This is a genomic window from Bradyrhizobium sp. SZCCHNRI3043, assembly GCF_032377735.1.
Classification (GTDB): domain Bacteria; phylum Pseudomonadota; class Alphaproteobacteria; order Rhizobiales; family Xanthobacteraceae; genus Bradyrhizobium.
In genome coordinates, this window is record NZ_JAUHID010000017.1 from 91,757 (window position 1) to 112,044 (window position 20,288).

28 protein-coding genes are annotated in these 20,288 nt (G+C 64.1%); 1 reads left to right on the forward strand and 27 read right to left on the reverse strand.

Annotated elements, in window-relative coordinates; genetic code table 11:
* Positions 1-103 precede the first annotated feature (103 nt).
* The 25 genes from rplO to rpsL form a co-directional block, all read right to left on the reverse strand.
* Positions 104-589 carry a 50S ribosomal protein L15 gene (gene rplO, locus QX124_RS25970; protein ID WP_315737604.1) on the reverse strand — a complete coding sequence of 162 codons (486 nt, stop codon included), beginning with the start codon at positions 587-589 and terminating at the stop codon, positions 104-106.
* An 11-nt stretch (positions 590-600) separates the two neighbouring features.
* On the reverse strand, positions 601-792 hold the full coding sequence (rpmD, locus tag QX124_RS25975; RefSeq protein WP_006611856.1) for a 50S ribosomal protein L30: 192 nt from the start codon (positions 790-792) through the stop codon (positions 601-603).
* A gap of 45 nt (positions 793-837) precedes the next feature.
* Positions 838-1,410, reverse strand: a complete 573-nt coding sequence (rpsE, locus tag QX124_RS25980) for a 30S ribosomal protein S5 (RefSeq protein ID WP_006611855.1) — start codon at positions 1,408-1,410, stop codon at positions 838-840.
* A gap of 48 nt (positions 1,411-1,458) precedes the next feature.
* Complete coding sequence (gene rplR, locus QX124_RS25985; protein WP_006611854.1) at positions 1,459-1,821, reverse strand: 50S ribosomal protein L18; 363 nt, start codon at positions 1,819-1,821, stop codon at positions 1,459-1,461.
* An 11-nt stretch (positions 1,822-1,832) separates the two neighbouring features.
* A complete protein-coding gene (gene rplF / locus QX124_RS25990; protein WP_172108074.1) occupies positions 1,833-2,366 on the reverse strand; it encodes a 50S ribosomal protein L6 in 534 nt (177 codons plus the stop codon).
* A gap of 13 nt (positions 2,367-2,379) precedes the next feature.
* Positions 2,380-2,778, reverse strand: coding sequence for a 30S ribosomal protein S8 (gene rpsH / locus QX124_RS25995; RefSeq protein WP_315714559.1), 399 nt, complete (start codon positions 2,776-2,778; stop codon positions 2,380-2,382).
* 13 nt (positions 2,779-2,791) lie between these two features.
* Complete coding sequence (gene rpsN / locus QX124_RS26000) at positions 2,792-3,097, reverse strand: 30S ribosomal protein S14 (protein ID WP_315737603.1); 306 nt, start codon at positions 3,095-3,097, stop codon at positions 2,792-2,794.
* Positions 3,098-3,140: 43 nt separating this feature from the next.
* The gene (rplE, locus tag QX124_RS26005) at positions 3,141-3,698 is read right to left on the reverse strand and encodes a 50S ribosomal protein L5 (RefSeq protein WP_315737602.1); all 558 of its coding nucleotides are present in this window, start codon (positions 3,696-3,698) and stop codon (positions 3,141-3,143) included.
* Positions 3,691-4,005: a 50S ribosomal protein L24 gene (gene rplX / locus QX124_RS26010; RefSeq protein WP_315737601.1), complete on the reverse strand. Its 315-nt coding sequence runs from the start codon at positions 4,003-4,005 to the stop codon at positions 3,691-3,693. The genes rplE and rplX overlap by 8 nt, the downstream gene beginning before the upstream one ends.
* The gene (gene rplN / locus QX124_RS26015; RefSeq protein ID WP_006611848.1) at positions 4,005-4,373 is read right to left on the reverse strand and encodes a 50S ribosomal protein L14; all 369 of its coding nucleotides are present in this window, start codon (positions 4,371-4,373) and stop codon (positions 4,005-4,007) included. Before rplN ends, rplX begins: the two co-directional genes overlap by 1 nt.
* Before the next feature lie 99 nt (positions 4,374-4,472).
* Positions 4,473-4,721, reverse strand: a complete 249-nt coding sequence (gene rpsQ / locus QX124_RS26020; RefSeq protein WP_008963469.1) for a 30S ribosomal protein S17 — start codon at positions 4,719-4,721, stop codon at positions 4,473-4,475.
* Between the two features lie 10 nt (positions 4,722-4,731).
* Positions 4,732-4,938, reverse strand: coding sequence for a 50S ribosomal protein L29 (rpmC, locus tag QX124_RS26025; protein ID WP_006611846.1), 207 nt, complete (start codon positions 4,936-4,938; stop codon positions 4,732-4,734).
* Between the two features lie 5 nt (positions 4,939-4,943).
* On the reverse strand, positions 4,944-5,357 hold the full coding sequence (gene rplP, locus QX124_RS26030) for a 50S ribosomal protein L16 (RefSeq protein WP_315737600.1): 414 nt from the start codon (positions 5,355-5,357) through the stop codon (positions 4,944-4,946).
* A gap of 40 nt (positions 5,358-5,397) precedes the next feature.
* Positions 5,398-6,108 (reverse strand): 30S ribosomal protein S3, encoded by a 711-nt coding sequence (gene rpsC / locus QX124_RS26035; RefSeq protein ID WP_012045041.1) that lies wholly within the window; start codon positions 6,106-6,108, stop codon positions 5,398-5,400.
* 21 nt (positions 6,109-6,129) lie between these two features.
* Entirely contained in the window at positions 6,130-6,510 is a 381-nt protein-coding gene (rplV, locus tag QX124_RS26040; protein WP_315714562.1) for a 50S ribosomal protein L22, read from the reverse strand.
* A 10-nt stretch (positions 6,511-6,520) separates the two neighbouring features.
* Entirely contained in the window at positions 6,521-6,799 is a 279-nt protein-coding gene (gene rpsS / locus QX124_RS26045; protein WP_006611842.1) for a 30S ribosomal protein S19, read from the reverse strand.
* Positions 6,800-6,811: 12 nt separating this feature from the next.
* Complete coding sequence (gene rplB, locus QX124_RS26050) at positions 6,812-7,645, reverse strand: 50S ribosomal protein L2 (protein WP_006611841.1); 834 nt, start codon at positions 7,643-7,645, stop codon at positions 6,812-6,814.
* Positions 7,646-7,657: 12 nt separating this feature from the next.
* Positions 7,658-7,957, reverse strand: a complete 300-nt coding sequence (locus QX124_RS26055) for a 50S ribosomal protein L23 (protein ID WP_315737599.1) — start codon at positions 7,955-7,957, stop codon at positions 7,658-7,660.
* Entirely contained in the window at positions 7,954-8,574 is a 621-nt protein-coding gene (gene rplD, locus QX124_RS26060) for a 50S ribosomal protein L4 (protein ID WP_315737598.1), read from the reverse strand. Before rplD ends, QX124_RS26055 begins: the two co-directional genes overlap by 4 nt.
* Positions 8,575-9,294, reverse strand: coding sequence for a 50S ribosomal protein L3 (gene rplC / locus QX124_RS26065; RefSeq protein ID WP_006611838.1), 720 nt, complete (start codon positions 9,292-9,294; stop codon positions 8,575-8,577).
* A gap of 58 nt (positions 9,295-9,352) precedes the next feature.
* A complete protein-coding gene (gene rpsJ / locus QX124_RS26070; RefSeq protein WP_002712302.1) occupies positions 9,353-9,661 on the reverse strand; it encodes a 30S ribosomal protein S10 in 309 nt (102 codons plus the stop codon).
* 91 nt (positions 9,662-9,752) lie between these two features.
* Positions 9,753-10,943 carry an elongation factor Tu gene (gene tuf / locus QX124_RS26075; RefSeq protein WP_006611837.1) on the reverse strand — a complete coding sequence of 397 codons (1,191 nt, stop codon included), beginning with the start codon at positions 10,941-10,943 and terminating at the stop codon, positions 9,753-9,755.
* A gap of 39 nt (positions 10,944-10,982) precedes the next feature.
* Positions 10,983-13,055, reverse strand: a complete 2,073-nt coding sequence (gene fusA, locus QX124_RS26080; RefSeq protein ID WP_315798658.1) for an elongation factor G — start codon at positions 13,053-13,055, stop codon at positions 10,983-10,985.
* Between the two features lie 33 nt (positions 13,056-13,088).
* Positions 13,089-13,559, reverse strand: coding sequence for a 30S ribosomal protein S7 (rpsG, locus tag QX124_RS26085; protein ID WP_006611835.1), 471 nt, complete (start codon positions 13,557-13,559; stop codon positions 13,089-13,091).
* Between the two features lie 30 nt (positions 13,560-13,589).
* A complete protein-coding gene (gene rpsL / locus QX124_RS26090; protein ID WP_006611834.1) occupies positions 13,590-13,961 on the reverse strand; it encodes a 30S ribosomal protein S12 in 372 nt (123 codons plus the stop codon).
* A gap of 647 nt (positions 13,962-14,608) precedes the next feature.
* Here rpsL and QX124_RS26095 point away from each other — a divergent pair.
* A complete protein-coding gene (locus QX124_RS26095) occupies positions 14,609-15,838 on the forward strand; it encodes an NAD(P)/FAD-dependent oxidoreductase (protein ID WP_315798659.1) in 1,230 nt (409 codons plus the stop codon).
* On the opposite strand, the gene QX124_RS26100 is transcribed toward QX124_RS26095, so the two are convergent.
* Positions 15,769-18,069 carry an ABC transporter ATP-binding protein gene (locus QX124_RS26100; RefSeq protein ID WP_315798660.1) on the reverse strand — a complete coding sequence of 767 codons (2,301 nt, stop codon included), beginning with the start codon at positions 18,067-18,069 and terminating at the stop codon, positions 15,769-15,771. The two genes, QX124_RS26095 and QX124_RS26100, sit on opposite strands and share 70 nt — an antisense overlap.
* A gap of 87 nt (positions 18,070-18,156) precedes the next feature.
* Positions 18,157-20,220, reverse strand: a complete 2,064-nt coding sequence (locus QX124_RS26105; protein WP_315798661.1) for an FAD-dependent oxidoreductase — start codon at positions 20,218-20,220, stop codon at positions 18,157-18,159.
* Positions 20,221-20,288 lie beyond the last annotated feature (68 nt).

Consider the following 20,288-nt stretch of genomic DNA (forward strand, 5'->3'; position numbering starts at 1 on the left):
GCAGGGCCGGGCAGACGCCGGATATTATCTGGTGCGCGGGCGCGTTCTGTCCATTGCCCTGCCCTATCCGGCATGCGCCGGAGGCAGGGCAATGACGCAGATGTTACGCAGCCTCGCCTTCGTCCTTGGCTGGCGCCAGGAGCTTGACGGTGCCGCCGGCCTTCTCGACCGCCGCGATCGCCGACTTCGAGGCGCCATGCACCTCGATGTTGATCTTCGCAGTGAGCTCGCCACGGCCGAGCAGACGCACGCCGTCCTTCGGCCGCCGCAGCGCGCCCGACTTCACCAGCGCCTCGGCGTTGATCACGCTGCCGGCGTCGAGCTTCTTGGCGTCGATCGCCTGCTGGATCCGGTCGAGATTGATCTCGACGAAATCGAGCGCGAAGATGTTGTTGAAGCCGCGCTTCGGCAGACGGCGATGCATCGGCATCTGACCGCCTTCGAAGCCCTTGATGCGCACGCCGGAGCGCGCGGTCTGGCCCTTGCCGCCACGGCCGGAGGTCTTGCCCTTGCCGGAGCCGATGCCGCGGCCGACGCGCATGCGCTTCTTGCGCGCGCCGGCGTTGTCGGCGATATCGCTGAGCTTCATCGCCCTTCTCCTTACTTCTCGTCGACGATGCGGACGAGATGATGAACCTTGGTGATCATGCCGCGGACCGCCGGCGTATCCGGCAGCTCGGTCACGCGGCCGATCTTGTTGAGCTTCAACCCGATCAGCGTCTCGCGCTGCGAGTGATGCCGGCGGATCGGGCTGCCGATCTGCTCGATCTTGATCGTCTTGGCGCTAGCCATGGTGTTCACTCCGAGTTGCGCCATCCGCAGGACGACGCGCGTTCGTTAGTCGGCTGCTGCCTCGGCATCGCCACCGACGCGGCGGGCCTGCAGAGTCGACACCTTGATGTTGCGGCGCGCGGCGACCGAGCGCGGGCTATCCTGGTGCTTCAGCGCGTTGAAAGTCGCGCGCACCATGTTGTACGGGTTGGACGAGCCGATCGACTTCGCCACCACGTCCTGGATGCCCAACGTCTCGAACACGGCGCGCATCGGGCCGCCGGCGATGATGCCGGTACCGGCCGGAGCCGCACGCAGATAGACGCGGCCCGCACCGTGACGACCGAAGATGTCGTGGTGCAGGGTGCGGCCCTCGCGCAGCGCGACGCGGGTCAGGTTGCGCTTGGCGGAGTCGGTCGCCTTGCGGATCGCCTCCGGAACCTCACGTGCCTTGCCGTGGCCGAACCCGACCCGGCCCTTCTGATCGCCGATCACGACGAGCGCCGCAAAGCCGAAGCGCTTACCGCCCTTCACGACCTTCGCGACTCGGTTGATGTGGACGAGCTTGTCGACGAACTCGCTGTCGCGCTCCTCGCGCTCCTTGCGATCGCGACCGCCTCGTTCCCGTTCACCTGCCATGGTGCTATCCAATCTTCTGAGGGGCTCTGACGCCCATATCCATTGATGTTAGAAGCTCAGCCCGCTCTCGCGCGCCGCGTCGGCCAGCGCCTTGACGCGCCCGTGATAGAGATAGCCGCCGCGATCGAACACGACTTCCTTGATCCCCGCCTTCACCGCGCGCTCGGCGAGCAGCTTGCCCACCGCCTTCGCCGCGTCGATGTCGGCACCGGTGTTGCCGGCCGAGCGCATCTCCTTCTCCATCGACGACGCAGAGGCGAGCGTCTCGCCCTTCTGGTCGTCGATGACCTGAGCGTAGATGTGCTTCGACGAGCGGAACACCGACAGACGCGGACGGCCGCCCGCGGAGCGGCGCAGCGACAGCCTCACACGCTGCTTGCGCCGGGCATTCGTAACCTTGGCTCTCGACATGTCCGGCTCCGTTACTTCTTCTTGCCTTCCTTGCGGAAGATGAATTCACCCGCGTACTTCACGCCCTTGCCCTTGTAGGGCTCCGGCGGCCGATAGGCGCGGATTTCGGCGGCCACCTGGCCGACGCGCTGCGGGTCGATGCCCGTGACCGTGATCTCGGTGGGCTTCGGCACCGCGATCGTGATGCCTTCCGGGATCTGGTAGACGACGTCGTGGCTGTAGCCGAGCGCGAGCTGCAGGTTCTTGCCCTGCATCGCGGCGCGGTAGCCGACACCGGTGATCTCGAGCTTCTTCTCGAAGCCCTTGGTGACGCCTTCGACCAGATTCGCGATCTGGGCGCGAGCGGTGCCGTACAGCGAACGGGCGCGCTTGGTCTCGGCGCGCGGGGCAACCTTGACCTGGCCGTTCTCGAACTTCACGTCCACGTCGTCATGGACGATGAACTGAAGCTGGCCCTTCGGCCCCTTCATCTTGACGGTCTGTCCATCGACGGAGGCCGTCACACCGGACGGCACCGCCACAGGCTTCTTGCCAATACGTGACATGGCTCAATCCTTCTTAGAACACCGTGAAGAGAACTTCACCGCCGACATTCGCGTCACGCGCGCTATGGTCGGCCATGATTCCCTTCGGTGTCGACAAAACAGAAATTCCGAGCCCGTTGTTCACGCGCGGCAGGTTCTTCACCGAGGTGTAAACGCGGCGGCCGGGCTTGGAGACGCGCTCGATCTCGCGGATCACGGGCTCGCCGTCGAAATATTTCAGCTCGATCTCGATCTCGCTGCGGCCCGACGGATGCTCCAGCGTGGCATAGCCACGGATGTAGCCTTCGGACTTCAGCACCTCGAGCACGCTGGCGCGCATCTTGGAGCCGGGAGTCGAGACCTTCGACTTCGAGCGCATCTGCGCGTTGCGGATGCGGGTGATCAGATCGCTGATGGGATCGTGCGTTGACATGGTGCGACCCTCCTTACCAGCTCGACTTCACGAGGCCCGGGACCAGGCCCTTGGACCCGAGCTCGCGCAGCGCGATGCGGCTCAGCTTGTTCTTGCGATAGTTCGACCGCGGACGGCCGGTCAGCTCGCACCGGTTGCGGATGCGGGTCGCCGACGAATTGCGCGGCATCTCGGCCAGCTTCAGGGTCGCGGCAAAGCGCTCCTCCATCGGCTTGGACTTGTCGGCGATGATCGCCTTCAACCGGGCGCGCTTCGGGGCGGCGTTCTTCGTCATCCGCTTGCGCCGGTTGTTCTTCTCGATTGAACTCTTCTTTGCCATGCTTGGCTCCTGGGTATCCGCGTTTGAGAAGCTGTTCAGCGTCTCACTGCCGGAACGGGAAATTGAATGCGGTCAGAAGGGCACGGGCCTCATCATCGGTCGTCGCGGTGGTGCACACCGTGATGTCCATGCCCCAGCTCTCCCCGGCCTTGTCGAAGTCGATCTCGGGGAAAATGATGTGCTCCTTGATGCCGAGCGAGTAGTTGCCGCGGCCGTCGAAGCTCTTCGGGTTCAGACCGCGGAAGTCGCGGACGCGCGGCAGCGCGACGTTGATCAGGCGGTCGATGAACTCGTACATCTTGGTCTTGCGCAACGTGACCTTGCAGCCGATCGGCTGGTTCTCACGCAGCTTGAAGGTCGCGATGGCGACGCGCGAATAGGTCACGACCGCCTTCTGGCCGGCGATCAGCGACAGGTCGGCCGCCGCCGTCTCCGCCTTCTTGCGGTCGTTGACCGCCTCGCCGATGCCCATGTTGAGCACGACCTTGTCGAGCCGCGGCACCTGCATGACGTTGGCGTAGCCGAACTTCTCGGTCAGCTGGCTCTTGATCTGGCGATCATATTCCGTGCGGAGGCGCGGGGTGTAAGCAGTCTCAGCCATCGATCTCAACTCCCGAGCTCTTGGCAACGCGGACCTTCTTGCCGTCCGCCTGAATCTTGAATCCAACGCGCGTCGGCTTGCCGTCCTTACCGACATACGCGACGTTCGACAGGTTGATCGGCGCCTCCTTGGAGATGATGCCGCCCTCCTGGTTCTGCGTCTGCTTCTGGTGACGCTTCACCAGGTTGATACCGCGCACCAGCGCGGTGCCCTCGTCGGGACGCACCTCGAACACCTCGCCGGTGCGACCCTTGTCGCGGCCGGTCAGGACGATCACCTTGTCGCCCTTGCGGATCTTGGCAGCCATCACAGCACCTCCGGCGCAAGCGAAATGATCTTCATGTGGTTCTTGGCGCGCAGCTCGCGCGGCACCGGCCCGAAGATGCGGGTGCCGACCGGCTCCGACTGGTTGTTGATCAGAACGGCCGCGTTGCGGTCGAAGCGGATCACCGAGCCGTCGGCGCGGCGGATGTCCTTGCGGACGCGCACCACGACGGCCTTCATGACGTCGCCCTTCTTCACCTTGCCACGCGGAATGGCTTCCTTGATCGACACCACGATGATGTCGCCGACGGTGGCATAGCGGCGCTTCGAGCCGCCCAGCACCTTGATACACATGACACGGCGTGCGCCGGAATTATCGGCCACGTCGAGGTTGGTCTGCATCTGAATCATTGATGCACCTCGTCCTCTTCATCTGCTGCGCAGGAAAGCTGCGCCTTGTTTGATCCCGAAAGCGAAATGGGCCCTCTTCGACGAGGGCCGCTTCGCGCCTCAGGCGGTTTTCTTGTGCTCGCCCCGGACCACGGTCCAGCGCTTCAGCTTCGAGATCGGCTTGCTCTCCTCGATCCACACCATGTCGCCCGGCTTGAACTCGTTGTTCTCGTCGTGGGCGTGGTAGTTCTTCGAGCGGCGGATGGTCTTCTTGTAGATCGGGTGGGTGAAGCGCCGGTCGACGCGCACGACCACCGTCTTGGCCTGCTTGTCGCTGACGACAACGCCCTGGAGGGTCCGTTTCGGCATGTCGAGCCTCTTACTTCGTCTTGGCGCGCTGCTGCGCGGCGATGGTCTTGATACGGGCGATGTCGCGACGCGCCTCGCGCAGCCGAGCGGTGTTCTCGAGCTGGCCGGTGGCACGCTGGAAGCGCAGGTTGAAACGCTCCTTCTTCAGGTTGACGATCGCATCGTCCATCTGATCGGGGCTCATCGCGCGAATGTCGGCAATCTTCATCTCGGCCATGACCATTACTCCGCAATGCGTTCGACGAAGCGCGTCTTGATCGGCAGCTTGGCGGCCGCCAGCAGCAGCGCCTCGCGCGCGATCTGGGTGCTCACGCCGTCGATCTCGAACATCACCCGGCCCGGCTTGACGCGGGCCACCCACAATTCCGGCGAGCCCTTGCCGGAGCCCATGCGGACCTCGGCCGGCTTCTTCGACACCGGAAGATCCGGGAACACCCGGATCCAGACGCGGCCGGCGCGCTTCATGTGACGGGTCAAGGCACGACGGGCGGCCTCGATCTGGCGCGCGGTGACGCGGTCCGGCTCCATCGCCTTCAGCCCGAACTGGCCGAAGGCCAGCGTCGCGCCCGAGGACGCAACGCCGTGGATACGGCCCTTATGCGCCTTTCGGAACTTGGTCTTCTTTGGTTGCATCATGGCTTTGAGCCCTCAAACCTGTCTTGTCGCGGCTGATCGATCAGGCCGCGTCGCGGCGCGACCGCGGCTGCGAGCTCTCGCCGCCGCCTTCGTTCATCCGCTTGTCCTGTGCCATCGGATCGTGCTCGAGGATCTCGCCCTTGAAGATCCAGACCTTCACGCCGCAGGTGCCGAAAGTGGTGAACGCGGTGGCCACACCGTAGTCGATGTCGGCGCGCAGCGTGTGCAGCGGCACCCGGCCCTCACGGTACCACTCCATGCGGGCGATTTCCGCGCCGCCCAGACGACCCGAGCAGTTGATGCGGATGCCCTCGGCGCCGAGACGCATCGCCGACTGAACGGCGCGCTTCATGGCGCGGCGGAACGCCACGCGGCGCTCGAGCTGCTGCGCGATCGACTCGGCGACCAGGGTCGCATCGAGCTCGGGCTTGCGGATCTCGACGATGTTGATGACAACGTCCGACGAGGTGATGTCGGCGACGCGCTTGCGCAGCTTGTCGATGTCGGCGCCCTTCTTGCCGATCACGACGCCCGGACGTGCCGAGTGGATCGTGACGCGGCACTTCTTGTGCGGACGCTCGATCACGATGCGGGCGACGGCCGCCTGCTTGAGCTCCTTGTGCAGGATCTCGCGGATCTTGACGTCTTCATGCAGCAGCTTGCCGTACTCGGCCTTGCCAGCGAACCAGCGCGAATCCCAGGTCCGGTTGATGCCGAGACGCAGACCGATCGGATTGATCTTTTGACCCATCGTATTCTCCCAGCGCCTGCTTTAAGCGCTCGCCTCGACCTGACGGACAATGATCGTCAGCTGCGAAAACGGTTTGAAAACTCGGCCCGAACGGCCACGGCCGCGCGGCGAGAAACGCTTCATCACGATTCCCTTGCCGACGAAAGCCTGCGAAACGACGAGATCGTCGACCTCGAGCTCGTGATTGTTCTCGGCATTGGCGATCGCCGATTCCAGGCACTTCTTGACGTCGACCGCAATCCGCTTGCGCGAGAACTGCAGGTCGGCGAGGGCTGCCGACGCCTTGCGGCCGCGGATCATCTGCGCCACCAGGTTCAGCTTCTGCGGGCTCACCCGAAGCATCCGGGCCACAGCCTTGGCCTCGTTTTCGGGGAGGCTCCGTTCGCGCTTTGGTTTGCTCATCGCTTAATCCTCAAGCCTTCTTGGCTTTCTTATCGCCCGAATGGCCGTGGAAGGTGCGGGTCGGCGAGAACTCGCCAAACTTGTGGCCGACCATCTCTTCGTTGATCGCCACCGGCACGTGCTTCTGGCCGTTGTAGACGCCGAACGTCAGGCCGACAAACTGCGGCAGGATGGTCGAGCGGCGGCTCCAGATCTTGATGACGTCGTGACGGCCGGACGCGCGCGCCGCATCTGCCTTCTTGAGCAGCGACGCCTCGACGAACGGGCCTTTCCAGACTGAACGAACCATGTCCGTCGTTCCTTACTTCTTCCGCTTGTGGCGGCTCAAGAGAATGAATTTGTCGGTCGACTTGTTGGTGCGGGTCTTCTTGCCCTTGGTAGGCTTGCCCCACGGAGTGACCGGGTGACGACCGCCCGAGGTACGGCCTTCGCCGCCGCCGTGCGGATGGTCGATCGGGTTCATCGCGACACCGCGGTTGTGCGGGCGACGACCCATCCAACGCTTGCGGCCGGCCTTGCCGATCGAGGTGTTCATGTGGTCCGGGTTCGACACCGCACCGATGGTGCCGCGGCAACGGCCGTGCACCAGGCGTTGCTCGCCCGAGTTCAGGCGGACGATCACGTAGTCCTGGTCGCGGCCGACGATCTGGGCATACGTGCCGGCCGAACGCGCGAGCTGGCCGCCCTTCCCGATCTTGACCTCGATGTTGTGCACGATCGTGCCGACCGGCATGTTGCCGAGCGGCATGACGTTGCCCGGCTTCACGTCGACATAGTTGCCGGCGACGATGGTGTCGCCGACCGCCAAGCGCTGCGGCGCCAGGATGTAGGCGAGCTCGCCGTCCTGATACTTGACCAGGGCGATGAAGGCGGTGCGGTTCGGATCATACTCCAGCCGCTCGACGGTGGCCGGAACGTCGACCTTGTCGCGCTTGAAGTCGACCGTACGATACGACTGCTTGTGGCCGCCACCGAGGAAGCGAACCGTGATGCGGCCGGTGTTGTTGCGACCGCCGCTCGACTGCTTGCCTTCGGTCAGCGCCTTGACCGGCTTGCCCTTGTAGAGGGCCGAACGATCGACCATCACCAGCTGGCGCTGGCCCGGCGTCGTGGGATTGAATGTCTTCAGTGCCATGGCAGCTCAGCCTTACAGTCCGGTGGTCACGTCGATACGGTGGCCCTCTTCGAGGGTCACGATCGCGCGCTTGCTGTCCGATTGCGAACCGAAATTGCCGCGGAACACCTTGGTCTTGCCCTTGCGGACGAGCGTGTTGACGCTCCTGACCTTGACGTCGAACAGCTTCTCGATCGCCTCTTTGATCTGAGGCTTGGTCGCCTTGGCGGCCACCTTGAACAGAACCTTGTTGTGCTCGGAGGCGAACGTCGCCTTCTCGGTCACGACCGGCGCGATGATGATGTCGTAGTGGCGCGGATCAATGGTCTTCATTTGAAGCGCGCCTCCAGCGCATCGATCGCCGCCTTGGTCAGCACGAGCTTCTGACGGCGCAGGATGTCGTAGACGTTGATGCCCTGGATCGGCAGTACGTCCAGGTTCGGGATGTTGCGGGCCGCGGCGGCGAAGCCGTTGTGCAGCTCGGCGCCGTCGATGATCAGCGCGTTGGTCAGGCCGAGACCGGAGAAGTGACCGATCAGCGCCTTGGTCTTCGCCGCCTCGAGCGTGGCGTTCTCCAGCACGACAAGATCACCGTCCTTGGCCTTGGCCGACAGCGCATGCTTCAGCGCCAGCGCACGGACCTTCTTCGGCAGGTCGGTTGCATGCGAGCGCACGACCGGACCGAAGGCGCGGCCGCCGCCACGGAACTGCGGCACGCGGGCCGAGCCGTGACGAGCACCGCCGGTGCCCTTCTGCTTGTACATCTTCTTGCCGGTGCGCCAGATCTCGGCGCGGCCCTTGGCCTTGTGGGTGCCGGCCTGGCGCTTGTTCAGCTGCCACTGAACGCAGCGCTGAATGATGTCGACGCGCGGCTCCAGACCGAAGATGGCGTCGGAGAGCTGGACGGAGCCGGCTTCCTTGCCCTCGAGGGTGGTGACTTTCAGTTCCATTTATGCGCCCTCCTGCACGGCCGGCGCTTCGGCAGCCTGCTCACCCGCGACCTTGAACTTGCCGGGCTTCGGCGCTTCCTTCGGCAGCGGCTTCTTCACGGCGTCGCGCACCGAGATCCAGCCCCCCTTGGAGCCGGGCACCGCGCCTTCCACCAGGATCAGGCCACGCTCGACATCCGTCTGCACCACACGCAGGTTCAGCGTGGTGATGCGATCGACACCCATGTGACCGGGCATCTTCTTGTTCTTCCAGGTCTTGCCGGGGTCCTGACGGCCACCGGTCGAACCGATCGAACGGTGCGAGATCGACACACCGTGCGTGGCGCGCAGACCGCCGAAGTTCCAGCGCTTCATGCCGCCGGCGAAGCCCTTACCGACCGAGGTGCCGGTGACGTCGACGAACTGGCCGACGACGAAGTGATCGGCCTGGATCTCGGCGCCGACCGGAATCAGCGAGTCTTCGCTGACACGGAATTCGGCGAGCTTGCGCTTCGGCTCGACCTTGGCGACCGCGAACTGACCGCGCTCGGCCTTCGGCATGTAGACCGTCTTGCGGCTGCCGCTGCCGAGCTGCAGAGCGACGTAGCCGTTCTTCTCGGTGGTGCGGTGACCGACCACCTGGCAATTGCCGAGCTTCAGCACGGTCACGGGGATATGTTCGCCGGTCTCCGTGAAGACCCGCGTCATCCCGACCTTTTGTGCGATCACTCCGGAGCGCATCGGCGTGCTTCCTGTTCTTCTCTATGTCCGCGTGAGGTGCGAACGTGAATCCAAAAACTTAGAGCTTGATCTCGACGTCGACACCGGCGGCCAGATCGAGCTTCATCAAAGCATCGACGGTCTGCGGGGTCGGATCGACGATGTCGAGCAGGCGCTTGTGGGTGCGCATCTCGAACTGCTCGCGGCTCTTCTTGTCGACGTGCGGCGAACGGTTCACGGTGAACTTCTCGATGCGGGTCGGCAGCGGAATGGGTCCGCGAACCTGCGCGCCGGTCCGTTTCGCCGTGTTGACGATCTCGCGCGTCGACGTATCGAGGATACGATGGTCAAACGCCTTGAGACGGATGCGGATATTTTGGCCGTTCATTGCCGTATCTTTCTGTGAGTAGTGAGTGGCGAGTAGCGAACGGCGAATGGATAATCTCCATTCGCCACCCGCCATTCCCTATTCGCTGTTGTTACTCGATGATCGAGGCGACGACGCCGGCGCCGACGGTGCGGCCGCCCTCGCGGATGGCGAAGCGCAGCTTCTCCTCCATCGCGATCGGCACGATCAGGTGCACTTCCATCGCGATGTTGTCGCCCGGCATCACCATCTCGGTGCCTTCCGGCAGATGGACGACGCCGGTCACGTCGGTCGTGCGGAAGTAGAACTGCGGACGATAGTTGGTGAAGAACGGCGTGTGACGGCCGCCCTCTTCCTTGGTGAGGATGTAGGCCTCAGCCTTGAACTTGGTGTGCGGCTTGACCGAGCCCGGCTTGCACAGCACCTGGCCGCGCTCGACGTCCTCGCGCTTGGTGCCGCGGAGCAGCGCGCCGATGTTGTCGCCGGCCTGGCCCTGATCGAGCAGCTTGCGGAACATTTCGACGCCGGTGACGGTGGTCTTCTGGGTCGGGCGGATGCCGACGATCTCGATTTCCTCACCGACCTTGATGATGCCGCGCTCGACACGGCCGGTCACCACGGTGCCGCGGCCCGAGATCGAGAACACGTCTTCGACCGGCATCAGGAAGGGCTGGTCGATCGGACGCTCCGGCTGCGGAATGTACTCGTCGACATTGCGCATCAGCTCGAGGATGGCGTCGTGGCCGAGCTTCTTGTCCGAATCTTCGAGAGCGGCGAGCGCCGAGCCCTTGATGATCGGGATCTTGTCGCCCGGGAATTCGTACTTCGACAGCAGCTCGCGGACCTCGAGCTCGACGAGCTCCAGCAGCTCCGGATCGTCGACCATGTCGCACTTGTTGAGGAACACGACCAGCGCCGGCACGCCCACCTGGCGAGCGAGCAGGATGTGCTCACGGGTCTGCGGCATCGGGCCGTCAGCGGCCGACACGACCAGGATCGCGCCGTCCATCTGCGCGGCGCCGGTGATCATGTTCTTCACGTAGTCGGCGTGGCCGGGGCAATCGACGTGCGCGTAGTGGCGGTTCTTGGTCTCGTACTCGACGTGCGCGGTCGAGATGGTGATGCCGCGCGCCTTCTCTTCCGGGGCCTTGTCGATCTGGTCGTAGGCAGTGAACGTCGCACCGCCCGTCTCGGCCAGGATCTTGGTGATTGCAGCCGTCAGCGAGGTCTTGCCGTGGTCGACGTGACCGATGGTGCCGATGTTGCAGTGGGGCTTGTTACGTTCAAACTTAGCTTTGGCCATTTGACTCTCCGTTCAGTCGCTCACTTGAGCTCGCGACAATCAGGCAAACTTCTTCTGGACTTCGGCCGACACGTTGGCCGGCGCTTCAGCGTAGTGCGAGAACTGCATCGTGAAGGTCGCGCGGCCCTGGCTCATGGAGCGCAGGTTGTTCACGTAACCGAACATGTTCATGAGCGGCACCATCGCGTTGATGACGTTGGCGTTGCCGCGCATGTCCTGGCCCTGGATCTGGCCACGACGCGAGTTCAGGTCGCCGATGACCGAGCCGGTGTAGTCTTCCGGGGTCACCACCTCGACCTTCATGATCGGCTCGAGCAGAACCGACTTGCCCTTCTGCAGCGCCTCGCGGAAAGCCGCACGAGAGGCGATTTCGAAGGCCAGCGCCGACGAGTCGACGTCGTGATACTTGCCGTCGACCAGCGCCACCTTGACGTCGACCACCGGGAAGCCGGCAACCACGCCCGCGCCGAGCACGCTCTCGATGCCCTTCTCGACGCCCGGGATGTACTCCTTCGGAACCGCACCGCCGACGATCTTGGACTCGAACACATAGCCGCCGCCCGGCTCGTTCGGCTCGACCACGAGGCTCACGGCCGCAAACTGGCCGGTACCGCCGGTCTGCTTCTTGTGAGTGTAGTCCACGTTGGCCGGCTTGGTGATGCGCTCACGGAACGCCACCTGCGGCGCGCCGATGTTCGCATCGACCTTGTAGGTGCGCTTGAGGATGTCGACCTTGATGTCGAGATGGAGCTCGCCCATCCCCTTGAGGATAGTCTGGCCCGACTCGTGGTCGGTCGACACGCGGAAGGACGGATCCTCCGCGGCCAGCTTCGCCAGCGCAACGCCCAGCTTCTCCTGGTCGGCCTTCGACTTCGGCTCGATCGCGATCTCGATGACCGGCTCCGGGAACTCCATCTTTTCCAGGATCACCTGGTTGGACGGATCGCACAGCGTGTCACCGGTGCGGGCTTCCTTGAGGCCTGCAAGAGCGACGATGTCGCCGGCATAGGCCTCCTTGATGTCCTCGCGGTTGTTCGCATGCATCAGCAGCATGCGGCCGATGCGCTCCTTCTTCTCGCGGGTCGAGTTCACGACACCGGTGCCCGAGGTCAGGACGCCCGAATAGATGCGGCAGAAAGTGATGGTGCCGACGAACGGGTCGTCCATGATCTTGAACGCCAGCAGCGCCAGCGGCTCCTTGTCGTCCGCCTTGCGCACGACCTCGTTGCCCTTGTCGTCGGTGCCCTTGATCGCGGGCACGTCGAGCGGCGACGGCAGATAGTCGACGACGGCGTCGAGCAAGGGCTGAACACCCTTGTTCTTGAAGGCCGAGCCGCACAGCACCGGATAGAAGGCGCCGGTCAGCACCGCCTTGCGGATCAGGCGCTTCAGGGTCGCCTCATCCGGCTCGTTGCCGTCCAGGAACGCAGCCAGGGCGTCGTCGTCGAGCTCGACGGCAGCTTCCACCAGCTGCTCGCGATATTCCTTGGCCTGATCGGCGAGATCAGCCGGAATCTCGGCGTAGTCGAACTTCGCGCCGAGCGCCTCGTCGTTCCAGACGATCGCCTTCATCGTCACGAGATCGATGCAGCCCTTGAAGTTGTTCTCCGCGCCGATCGGCAGCTGAATAGCCACCGGCTTCGCGCCCAGGCGATCGACGATGTCGGACAGGCACTTGAAGAAGTCGGCGCCGGTCTTGTCCATCTTGTTCGCGAAGACGATGCGCGGCACCTTGTACTTGTCGCCCTGACGCCAGACGGTCTCGGTCTGCGGCTCGACGCCCTGGTTGGAGTCGAGCACGCAGACGGCGCCGTCGAGCACGCGCAAGCTGCGCTCGACCTCGATGGTGAAGTCGACGTGACCGGGGGTGTCGATGATGTTCAGGCGCTTGCCGTTCCAGAACGCGGTGGTCGCAGCGGAGGTGATCGTGATGCCACGCTCCTGCTCCTGCTCCATCCAGTCCATCGTCGCAGCACCTTCGTGCACTTCGCCGATCTTGTGGCTCTTGCCGGTGTAATAGAGGATGCGCTCGGTCGTGGTCGTCTTACCGGCGTCGATATGCGCCATGATGCCGAAGTTGCGATAGTCTTCGATGGCGTGTTGGCGGGGCATGGGTGTGTTCCCTGATTTCCGTCGGTTTCGCCGTTACCAGCGATAGTGCGAGAAGGCGCGGTTGGCTTCAGCCATCCGGTGCACGTCTTCACGCTTCTTCACGGCGTTGCCCCGGTTATTGGAGGCATCGAGCAGCTCCGCCGAAAGCCGCTCGGTCATCGTCTTCTCGTTGCGGTCGCGCGCGGCCGAGATCAGCCAGCGGATGCCCAGCGCCTGCCGGCGGGTCGAACGAACCTCGACCGGCACCTGGTAGGTCGCGCCGCCGACGCGGCGGGAGCGGACCTCGATGGTCGGCATGACGTTTTCGAGGGCCTGCTCGAACACCGTCAGCGGGCTCTGCTTGGTCTTGGCCTCGATGATGCCGAACGCGCCGTAGACGATACCTTCGGCGACCGACTTCTTGCCGGCGTACATCACCGAGTTCATGAACTTGGTGACAATGATGTTCCCGAACTTCGGATCCGGAAGCACTTCACGCTTTTCGGCTGAATGGCGACGCGACATGTGATCTTGTTCCCGCTTCTCTCGAACGTCTTACTTCGGACGCTTCGCGCCATACTTCGAACGGCGCTGCTTACGGTTCTTGACGCCCTGGGTATCCAGCACGCCGCGGAGGATGTGGTAGCGCACGCCCGGCAAGTCCTTAACGCGGCCGCCGCGGATCATGACCACCGAGTGCTCCTGCAGGTTATGGCCTTCACCCGGGATGTAGCCGATCACCTCGAAGCCGTTGGTCAGGCGCACCTTGGCGACCTTACGAAGCGCCGAGTTCGGCTTCTTCGGGGTCGTGGTGTAGACGCGCGTGCAAACGCCACGCTTCTGCGGCGACTGCTGCAGCGCCGGCACCTTCTTGCGCGACTTCTGCACTTCGCGCGGATTTGCGATCAGCTGGTTGATCGTCGGCATCTTGGCCTTCACCCTTCTCAACGTTCGCACGGAGACCGCGACCGGCTTCCGCAAATTCTGTTCGAGGTTCCCCGCCTCACCGGGCCGTTCGCGCGATCAAAACCCACGCAAAACGAAATCGCGCCAACCGTTCATCGCTGAACGGAAAGCGCTTGACGCCACAGAGGACCGCGATCACCACCAGTCAGCTTGCGCTGGCAGGCGGCCTACCGAGGTCATGCATCCGAAATTGGTCTCAGGAGAACGAGCTCGAGAGATCTAATATCGTTTTGGCATTGCCTAGCTATGATCGACAGCGTTTGAGCGGCATTCGTCGAGGGTGGTGCCCGTCCCACCCTGTTCTGGGTGGTCTGGGTGATCCGTACCGACGCTGGCGAAGCTCACCGCCTGTCGTTGAGTGCCGGCCTTTTATAAGCGGTAAATATCCAAGTCAAGCAAAACGACGCCGCAGGACGCTCAAAGAAGCGCTTCTGGCCGCTGCAGTTTCCGCTCCGACGGTGCCCCCGCGTCCTAAGGTATCTGTAGACCGCAGAGCCCTGCCCGCGCCTGCGCAGTCACCTCTCCAACCCCGGACATATCCAGAGACATTGAAGATAAGGCTTTTTTCGGCTTTGGCCGACAAGGATGGCGCCAAGACGAGACGCCCGGTGACAGAATATACCGATATTGCGATCATTGGCGGCGGCCTGGCCGGCGCGATCACGGCCGCCATGCTCGGGCGTGCGGGCATCCCGGCGATTCTGGTCGATCCCCATGCGATCTACCCGGCCGACTTTCGAATCGAGAAGATCTCCGGTGCCGGGCAGATCGACCGGTTCCGTCGCACCGGGATCGCCGACAAGGCGTTAACCCAAGCCACCCTGGCCTCGGAGAACTGGATCGCCCGATTCGGCTACGTGCTCGAACGGGCGCCAGTCCAGCAATATGGCATCCCGTACGATACGCTGGTGACGGCCGTGCGTGACGAGATCCGTGGCCCTGTGACGCGAATCGTCGCCAAGGCCGTGGCGATCACGCCAGGCGAGGATCGCCAGTCGGTCGTGCTGTCCAACGGGCAGACGATCTCGGCCCGCCTCGTCGTGCTCGCCAACGGGCTGAACGTTGGGCTGCGGCACATGCTGGGAATCACCCGCAAGATCGCCAGCCCCGCCCATTCCGTCTCGATCGGCTTCGACCTGACGCCGGTCGGCCGCGCCGCCTTCTCGTTCCCGGCCATGACCTACTTCCAGGAGCGGGCCAGTGCGCGGGTGCCCTACATCACCCTGTTCCCGATCGGCGAGCGCATGCGGGCGAACCTGTTCGCCTATCGCGAGGTGGATGATCCCTGGCTGCGGGCGATCCGGCGCGCCCCGGTCGAAACGCTGACGACCGCCCTGCCCGGCCTGCGGCGGATCACTGGCGAGTACGCCGTGAGCGGCGAGGTGAAGGTCCGGCCGGCCGATCTGATCACCAACAGCGGATATCGCATGCCCGGCGTGGTGCTCGTCGGCGACGCCTTCTGCACCACCTGCCCCGTCACCGGCACCGGCTCCGACAAGGTGTTCACCGATGTCGAGCGCCTCTGCAACGTCCACATTCCGCGCTGGCTGGCGACTGACGGCATGGGCGAGGCCAAGATCGCGGCCTTCTATGCGGACCCGGTCAAGATGGCCTGCGATGCGTGGTCGCTCGAGAAGGCCTGGAATTTCAGATCCGTCTCGATCGGGACCAGACCCTATTGGCAAGCGCAGCGCTGGGCACGCTTTGCAGTCTCGCTCGGCCGCGGCACGCGGCAGCGGCTGACGAAGACCATTGCGCCGCTCAACGCTTATTCGTCGTCATCATCGTCATCGTCATCGTCATCATCATCGTCTTCATCGCTGTCGTCGTCGGCCTGATCGGCCCGACTCGGCTGGTGGCCCTGGTCGTCCCACAGCTTGCGATAGACACCGTTCTTGGCCAAGAGCTCGGCGTGGCTGCCGCGCTCGATCGCCCGGCCGCCGGAGATGACGATGATCTCGTCCATCTCGACCACCGAGGTCAGGCGGTGGGTCGACCAGATCATGGTGCGGCCCTTGGCGACCTTGAGCAGGGTGCGGTTGATTGCGGCTTCCGTGGTCTGGTCGAGCGCCGAGGTCGCCTCGTCGAGCAGCAGCACGGAGGGATTGCGGATGATGGCGCGGGCGATTGCGATGCGCTGGCGCTGGCCGCCGGACAGCGTGTCGCCGCGCTCGCCGACGAGCGTGTCGTATTTCTGCGGCAGGCTCATGATGTAGCGGTGGATCTCGGCCTTCTTGGCCGCCTCCTCCACCTCGGCGTCGGTGGCGCCCTCCTTGCCGAGCCGGATGTTCTCCCGCAGCGACATGTTGAACAGCATGTTCTCCTGGAACACCACGGCCATGCTGCCGCGCAGCGAATCGCGCGTGACCCTGCGGATGTCGACGCCGTCGATGGTGACGCGGCCTTCGTTGGGCACGTAGAGTCGCAGGATCAGGTTGAGCAGCGTGCTCTTGCCCGAGCCCGACGGACCGACGATCGCGATCCGCTTGCCGACGTCGAGCTTGAGGCTGAGATTGTCGAGCACCGGCGTCTGGCTGCCCTCGTACTGGAAGGTCACGCGCTCGAAGGTGATGTCGTGGCTGATGCGGGGCAGATCCGGCGCGCCCGGCCGGTCGGCGCCGCGGGTCGGCTCGTCCAGCAGCTCCTGCATGTGCCGGATTGCGGCCGCCGAGGAAATCGACACCGGCACGAAGTGCATGACATGGGCGATGTTGTAGGACACCTCCCAGAACGCGCTCTCGAAGGTGACGAAGGTGCCGATGGTGATCTGGCCCTTGGTGGCGAGATAGGCGCCGAGGGCAAGCACGACGAGATGCAGCAGCAGCACGGAGATCGTGACGGTGCGCTCGACCATGGTCGACAGGAACATCGCATCGGCCATCTTGCGCCGCGCCGCGTCGTTGCGGAAGCTGAACCAGCCGAATACCTTGCGGTGCAGGCTGAAGGCCTTGATGACGGCTTGCGCCGCGATGTTCTCCTGGATCACGCCGAGCAGCGACGCCTCGTTCAGCTTCTGCTCGTAATTGGCCTGAACCGCCTTCGGCGTCAGGATGCGCGGGCCGATCAGGGTGATCGGAAACACCAGCAGCGCGATCGCAGCGAGCTGCCAGTTGAGGAACAGCATCAGAATGATGCCCGCAATCAGCTCGAGGAACGGCAGCACAGCGCTGTTGGCGAAACTCTTCACGACGTTCTCGAACGCCGACATGTCGACCGAGAAGCGCGACAAGATCTCGCCGCGCTTGGTGCGCTGGAAATAGGCGGCCGGCAGGTTCTGCACGTGGTCGAACAGACGGGTGCGGACATCCGAGATGACGCAGGCCGCCAGACGCGCATCCCAGCGCTCGTAGAGCACGGCAACGATCGAGGTGAAGATGCCCGCAACGGCCAGCACGCCGAGGATGCGATAGAGCGCCTCGAAATCCTCCTCGCCGAGCGCATCGTCGATCAGGAACTTGAGGCTGAGCGGCATGATGACGTTGAACAGCGTCTCGATCAGGACGCCGATCGACACGAAAGCCAGCATCTTCTTGTATCTGGCGAGCAGCGGCGAGATGAAGCCGTAGATGGTCGCAAGCGCACCGGCGGCCTCGCGGGCCGTGTAGACGACGAGATCCTCGTCGTCGTCGTCATCGTCGTCGAGATCGTCGCCCTCGTCCTCGCCGTCCTCATCGTCGTCCTCGTCGGAGGGCGGCGGCGCAGGCTTGCTTGCCTGTGGTGGCTTGGTGGCCTGCGCCGGTTTGGCCGCCTCCGGCACTTTGGCGGCCTGCGACGGCTCGGAGGGCTGCGGCGCTTCAGATGTGTGCTGCGCTTCGGCTGCCAGCGGCGCGTTGGCGGCGAGCGGTGTTTCCGGCGCTTGGGGTGCCTGCGGCGCTTGGGGCGCGGCGGTTCCAGAAAGCCGCTTCGCGATCTCGGCTGCGGCGCCCGCGGCAGCCGCAATTCGCTCGCCGGCAATCCGATCGTCCGCGGCCTGACCGGGCGGCGCCGAGGTCGAATTGGATTTCGAACCTCGTTTCGAGCCTGATTTGGAAGCCGGTCTCGACTCTGACTCTGGTTTCTTGGGCGCCATGCAACCAACCGAAGCAGCGCGGCCGACGAGAGCGCCAGCCTTGCGCGTCAGGCCTTTAACATCTGCACAGCGCCGCGGCCAGCGTCCTCAATCATCGTCCTCGACCTTGTCGAAGAAGGAATAGCGCAGGCTGTCCGCGTCGGCGTACCATTGGCCCGGGCCTCTGTTGGCCGCGAGCGTCGCGGCCCACACCTCGTCGGTGCAATCGCGGCGGTGCATGGCAAGATCAAAGCCGTTGCCGAAGAACAGCTCCGACCACTCCCACCAGGTGCCGAGCTTCTTGACCCCACGGAGCAGGTCGTAGCGGTCGACCAGCGCCGGGGCCATGTCCGAGGTGATCGAGCCGAACACGAGGCCGGTCTTGACGACACGGTTGAGCTCGCGGACCGCGCGCGCAACCTGCTTGTCACCGAGGTGGCAGAGGCTGGTCTCGAACACGAAATCGAACTCACCGGTCTTGAACGGCATGTCGGTGATCGAGCCGAGCTTGTTGTACTTCTTCAGCGCCTTCGGCGTCTTGCCGTGGATGTAGCGGTTGTTCTCGATGCCCCAGGCATCGATGCCACGCTCGCGGAGCGCACCCACCAGCTCGCCGCTCGCGGAGCCGGCGACCAGGAGCTTGTAGCCCTTGCCCTTGCCGGCCCGGTTCCAGACGATCTTGATCAGGCTGGTCAGATAGTCCGGATCGGTGAACTGCGACCACGCTTCGCTGTACGGCCCCTGCCCGCGATAATTGTCGAAATAGTCGCGGTCGATCTTGTCCGACAGCGGCATCTCGGCCTGCGAGCGGGCGCGGCGCAGCCGCATCATCTCGGTCAGGATGATGTCGGTGGCCGCATCCGAGGAATCGAGCAGCCCGTTCAAGGTCGAGTCGAACAGGTAGTCTCCGACCACGACGATACCGGGGTGCTCCTTCGGCTCAGGCCGGTGATTGGTCATGACGTCGCGCACCGGCAAACCGCCGGGCAGCGCGTTGACCGACGACAGCCAGCGATGGATCTTGCCTTCCATGAAGTGTGCGCGCGCATCGCCGAGCGCCGCCGGGAGCGACTTCAGGGCGGCATCGATCAGCTCCTGGTCCGACAGGTTGGCGAAGGCGAGCGCATCCGAGCCCGCGATCAGCCAGTTCAGCACGCCGTGCTTGCCGACGTCGTGGCGCGAGCCCTCGTTGTAGATGCAGCAGCCGCCGAACGCCTCCGACATGAACCAGGAGCCCGGAATCTTCTCGCCCCAGAACGGCTCGTCGAACAGGATCGAGACGCGCAGATAATGCGCGGGACGATCGAAATAGGCGATGTGCTTGACCATGGACTGGCGCAGCTTCTCGCCGTCCCAGCCGACCGTCGACAGCCAGGAATGCGGCAGACACACCAGCACGAGATCGAACTCGCGCGTCTCCGGCCCCTTGCCGTTCATCATGTTGAGCCGGTAGCGGCCCTGCTCGGTCTTGCCGATTCGGAGCACGCGATGATTGAGTTTGATGTCGGCATCGACCTCCGAGCGAAGGCACTCGATCAGCTGCTCATTGCCGTTCTGGATCGAGTACAGGCCGATATAGTCGTCGATATCCATCACGAAGTTCTTGAGCGCATTGAGGCCGTTGGTGTTGTGGGCCTCGGTCGCGAGGTCGGAGCGCGACATCACCTTGAAGAAGCGCTTGGCCGTGGGATCCTCGACCTCCTCGTCGAGCAGCTCTTCGCAGGTCTTGTAGGCCCAGGGGTGCTCGTTATCGTGGGCGCCGACGCCTTCGTAATATTCGACCGGCGACATTACCTCCGTACAACGCTTGCGGAACGCCTCGACGGCAGCGGCCGTCTTCGGGCCGTACTTGCGGCGCAGCCCGGGCACGTCGTCGAGCAGCTCGCCGTCGAGCTGGACCTGCAGCGCATCCATCGGAATCGTCTGCAGACCGAAATGCTGGATCAGCTCGCGCAGCGGATCAGGGCCGGTCATCGAGTAGTCGTAGATTTCTGCGACACCAGCCTCATACATCGCCGGTGCGGTATCGAACTTGCGCGTCACGATCTTGCCGCCGAGCCGGTCGGATGCCTCGAAGATCGTCACCTTGCAGAGATCGCCGAGTTTGCGCCTCAGGTACCAGGCGCTCATCAGTCCACCCGGACCGCCACCAACAATCGCAAGGTCAAGCATCGAAGTTCCGCCATCTCCGGCTGTCAGCGACGTTGCCGGTCGTCCATATCAGGGGTCCTGCCACCCTC

What these genes read in the sequence shown, in the direction of transcription:
- rplB (WP_006611841.1), bottom strand. Translation starts at nt 7,645, where the DNA reads ATGGCACTGAAGACATTCAATCCCACGACGCCGGGCCAGCGCCAGCTG.
- rplE (WP_315737602.1), bottom strand. Translation starts at nt 3,698, where the DNA reads ATGGCTGAGACTGCTTACACCCCGCGCCTCCGCACGGAATATGATCGC.
- rplP (WP_315737600.1), bottom strand. Translation starts at nt 5,357, where the DNA reads ATGATGCAACCAAAGAAGACCAAGTTCCGAAAGGCGCATAAGGGCCGT.
- rpsC (WP_012045041.1), bottom strand. Translation starts at nt 6,108, where the DNA reads ATGGGTCAAAAGATCAATCCGATCGGTCTGCGTCTCGGCATCAACCGG.
- rpsH (WP_315714559.1), bottom strand. Translation starts at nt 2,778, where the DNA reads ATGTCAACGCACGATCCCATCAGCGATCTGATCACCCGCATCCGCAAC.
- QX124_RS26100 (WP_315798660.1), bottom strand. Translation starts at nt 18,069, where the DNA reads ATGGCGCCCAAGAAACCAGAGTCAGAGTCGAGACCGGCTTCCAAATCA.
- rpsJ (WP_002712302.1), bottom strand. Translation starts at nt 9,661, where the DNA reads ATGAACGGCCAAAATATCCGCATCCGTCTCAAGGCGTTTGACCATCGT.
- rpsQ (WP_008963469.1), bottom strand. Translation starts at nt 4,721, where the DNA reads ATGCCGAAACGGACCCTCCAGGGCGTTGTCGTCAGCGACAAGCAGGCC.
- rplX (WP_315737601.1), bottom strand. Translation starts at nt 4,005, where the DNA reads ATGGCTGCCAAGATCCGCAAGGGCGACAAGGTGATCGTCCTGACCGGC.
- rpsG (WP_006611835.1), bottom strand. Translation starts at nt 13,559, where the DNA reads ATGTCGCGTCGCCATTCAGCCGAAAAGCGTGAAGTGCTTCCGGATCCG.
- rplD (WP_315737598.1), bottom strand. Translation starts at nt 8,574, where the DNA reads ATGGAACTGAAAGTCACCACCCTCGAGGGCAAGGAAGCCGGCTCCGTC.
- rplR (WP_006611854.1), bottom strand. Translation starts at nt 1,821, where the DNA reads ATGTCGAGAGCCAAGGTTACGAATGCCCGGCGCAAGCAGCGTGTGAGG.
- rplN (WP_006611848.1), bottom strand. Translation starts at nt 4,373, where the DNA reads ATGATTCAGATGCAGACCAACCTCGACGTGGCCGATAATTCCGGCGCA.
- rpsL (WP_006611834.1), bottom strand. Translation starts at nt 13,961, where the DNA reads ATGCCGACGATCAACCAGCTGATCGCAAATCCGCGCGAAGTGCAGAAG.
- fusA (WP_315798658.1), bottom strand. Translation starts at nt 13,055, where the DNA reads ATGCCCCGCCAACACGCCATCGAAGACTATCGCAACTTCGGCATCATG.
- rpmC (WP_006611846.1), bottom strand. Translation starts at nt 4,938, where the DNA reads ATGGCCGAGATGAAGATTGCCGACATTCGCGCGATGAGCCCCGATCAG.
- QX124_RS26105 (WP_315798661.1), bottom strand. Translation starts at nt 20,220, where the DNA reads ATGCTTGACCTTGCGATTGTTGGTGGCGGTCCGGGTGGACTGATGAGC.
- tuf (WP_006611837.1), bottom strand. Translation starts at nt 10,943, where the DNA reads ATGGCCAAAGCTAAGTTTGAACGTAACAAGCCCCACTGCAACATCGGC.
- rpsS (WP_006611842.1), bottom strand. Translation starts at nt 6,799, where the DNA reads ATGGTTCGTTCAGTCTGGAAAGGCCCGTTCGTCGAGGCGTCGCTGCTC.
- QX124_RS26055 (WP_315737599.1), bottom strand. Translation starts at nt 7,957, where the DNA reads ATGAAGACCATTGATCCGCGCCACTACGACATCATCATCGCGCCGGTC.
- rplO (WP_315737604.1), bottom strand. Translation starts at nt 589, where the DNA reads ATGAAGCTCAGCGATATCGCCGACAACGCCGGCGCGCGCAAGAAGCGC.
- rplF (WP_172108074.1), bottom strand. Translation starts at nt 2,366, where the DNA reads ATGTCACGTATTGGCAAGAAGCCTGTGGCGGTGCCGTCCGGTGTGACG.
- rpsE (WP_006611855.1), bottom strand. Translation starts at nt 1,410, where the DNA reads ATGGCAGGTGAACGGGAACGAGGCGGTCGCGATCGCAAGGAGCGCGAG.
- rpmD (WP_006611856.1), bottom strand. Translation starts at nt 792, where the DNA reads ATGGCTAGCGCCAAGACGATCAAGATCGAGCAGATCGGCAGCCCGATC.
- rplC (WP_006611838.1), bottom strand. Translation starts at nt 9,294, where the DNA reads ATGCGCTCCGGAGTGATCGCACAAAAGGTCGGGATGACGCGGGTCTTC.
- rpsN (WP_315737603.1), bottom strand. Translation starts at nt 3,097, where the DNA reads ATGGCAAAGAAGAGTTCAATCGAGAAGAACAACCGGCGCAAGCGGATG.
- rplV (WP_315714562.1), bottom strand. Translation starts at nt 6,510, where the DNA reads ATGAGCAAACCAAAGCGCGAACGGAGCCTCCCCGAAAACGAGGCCAAG.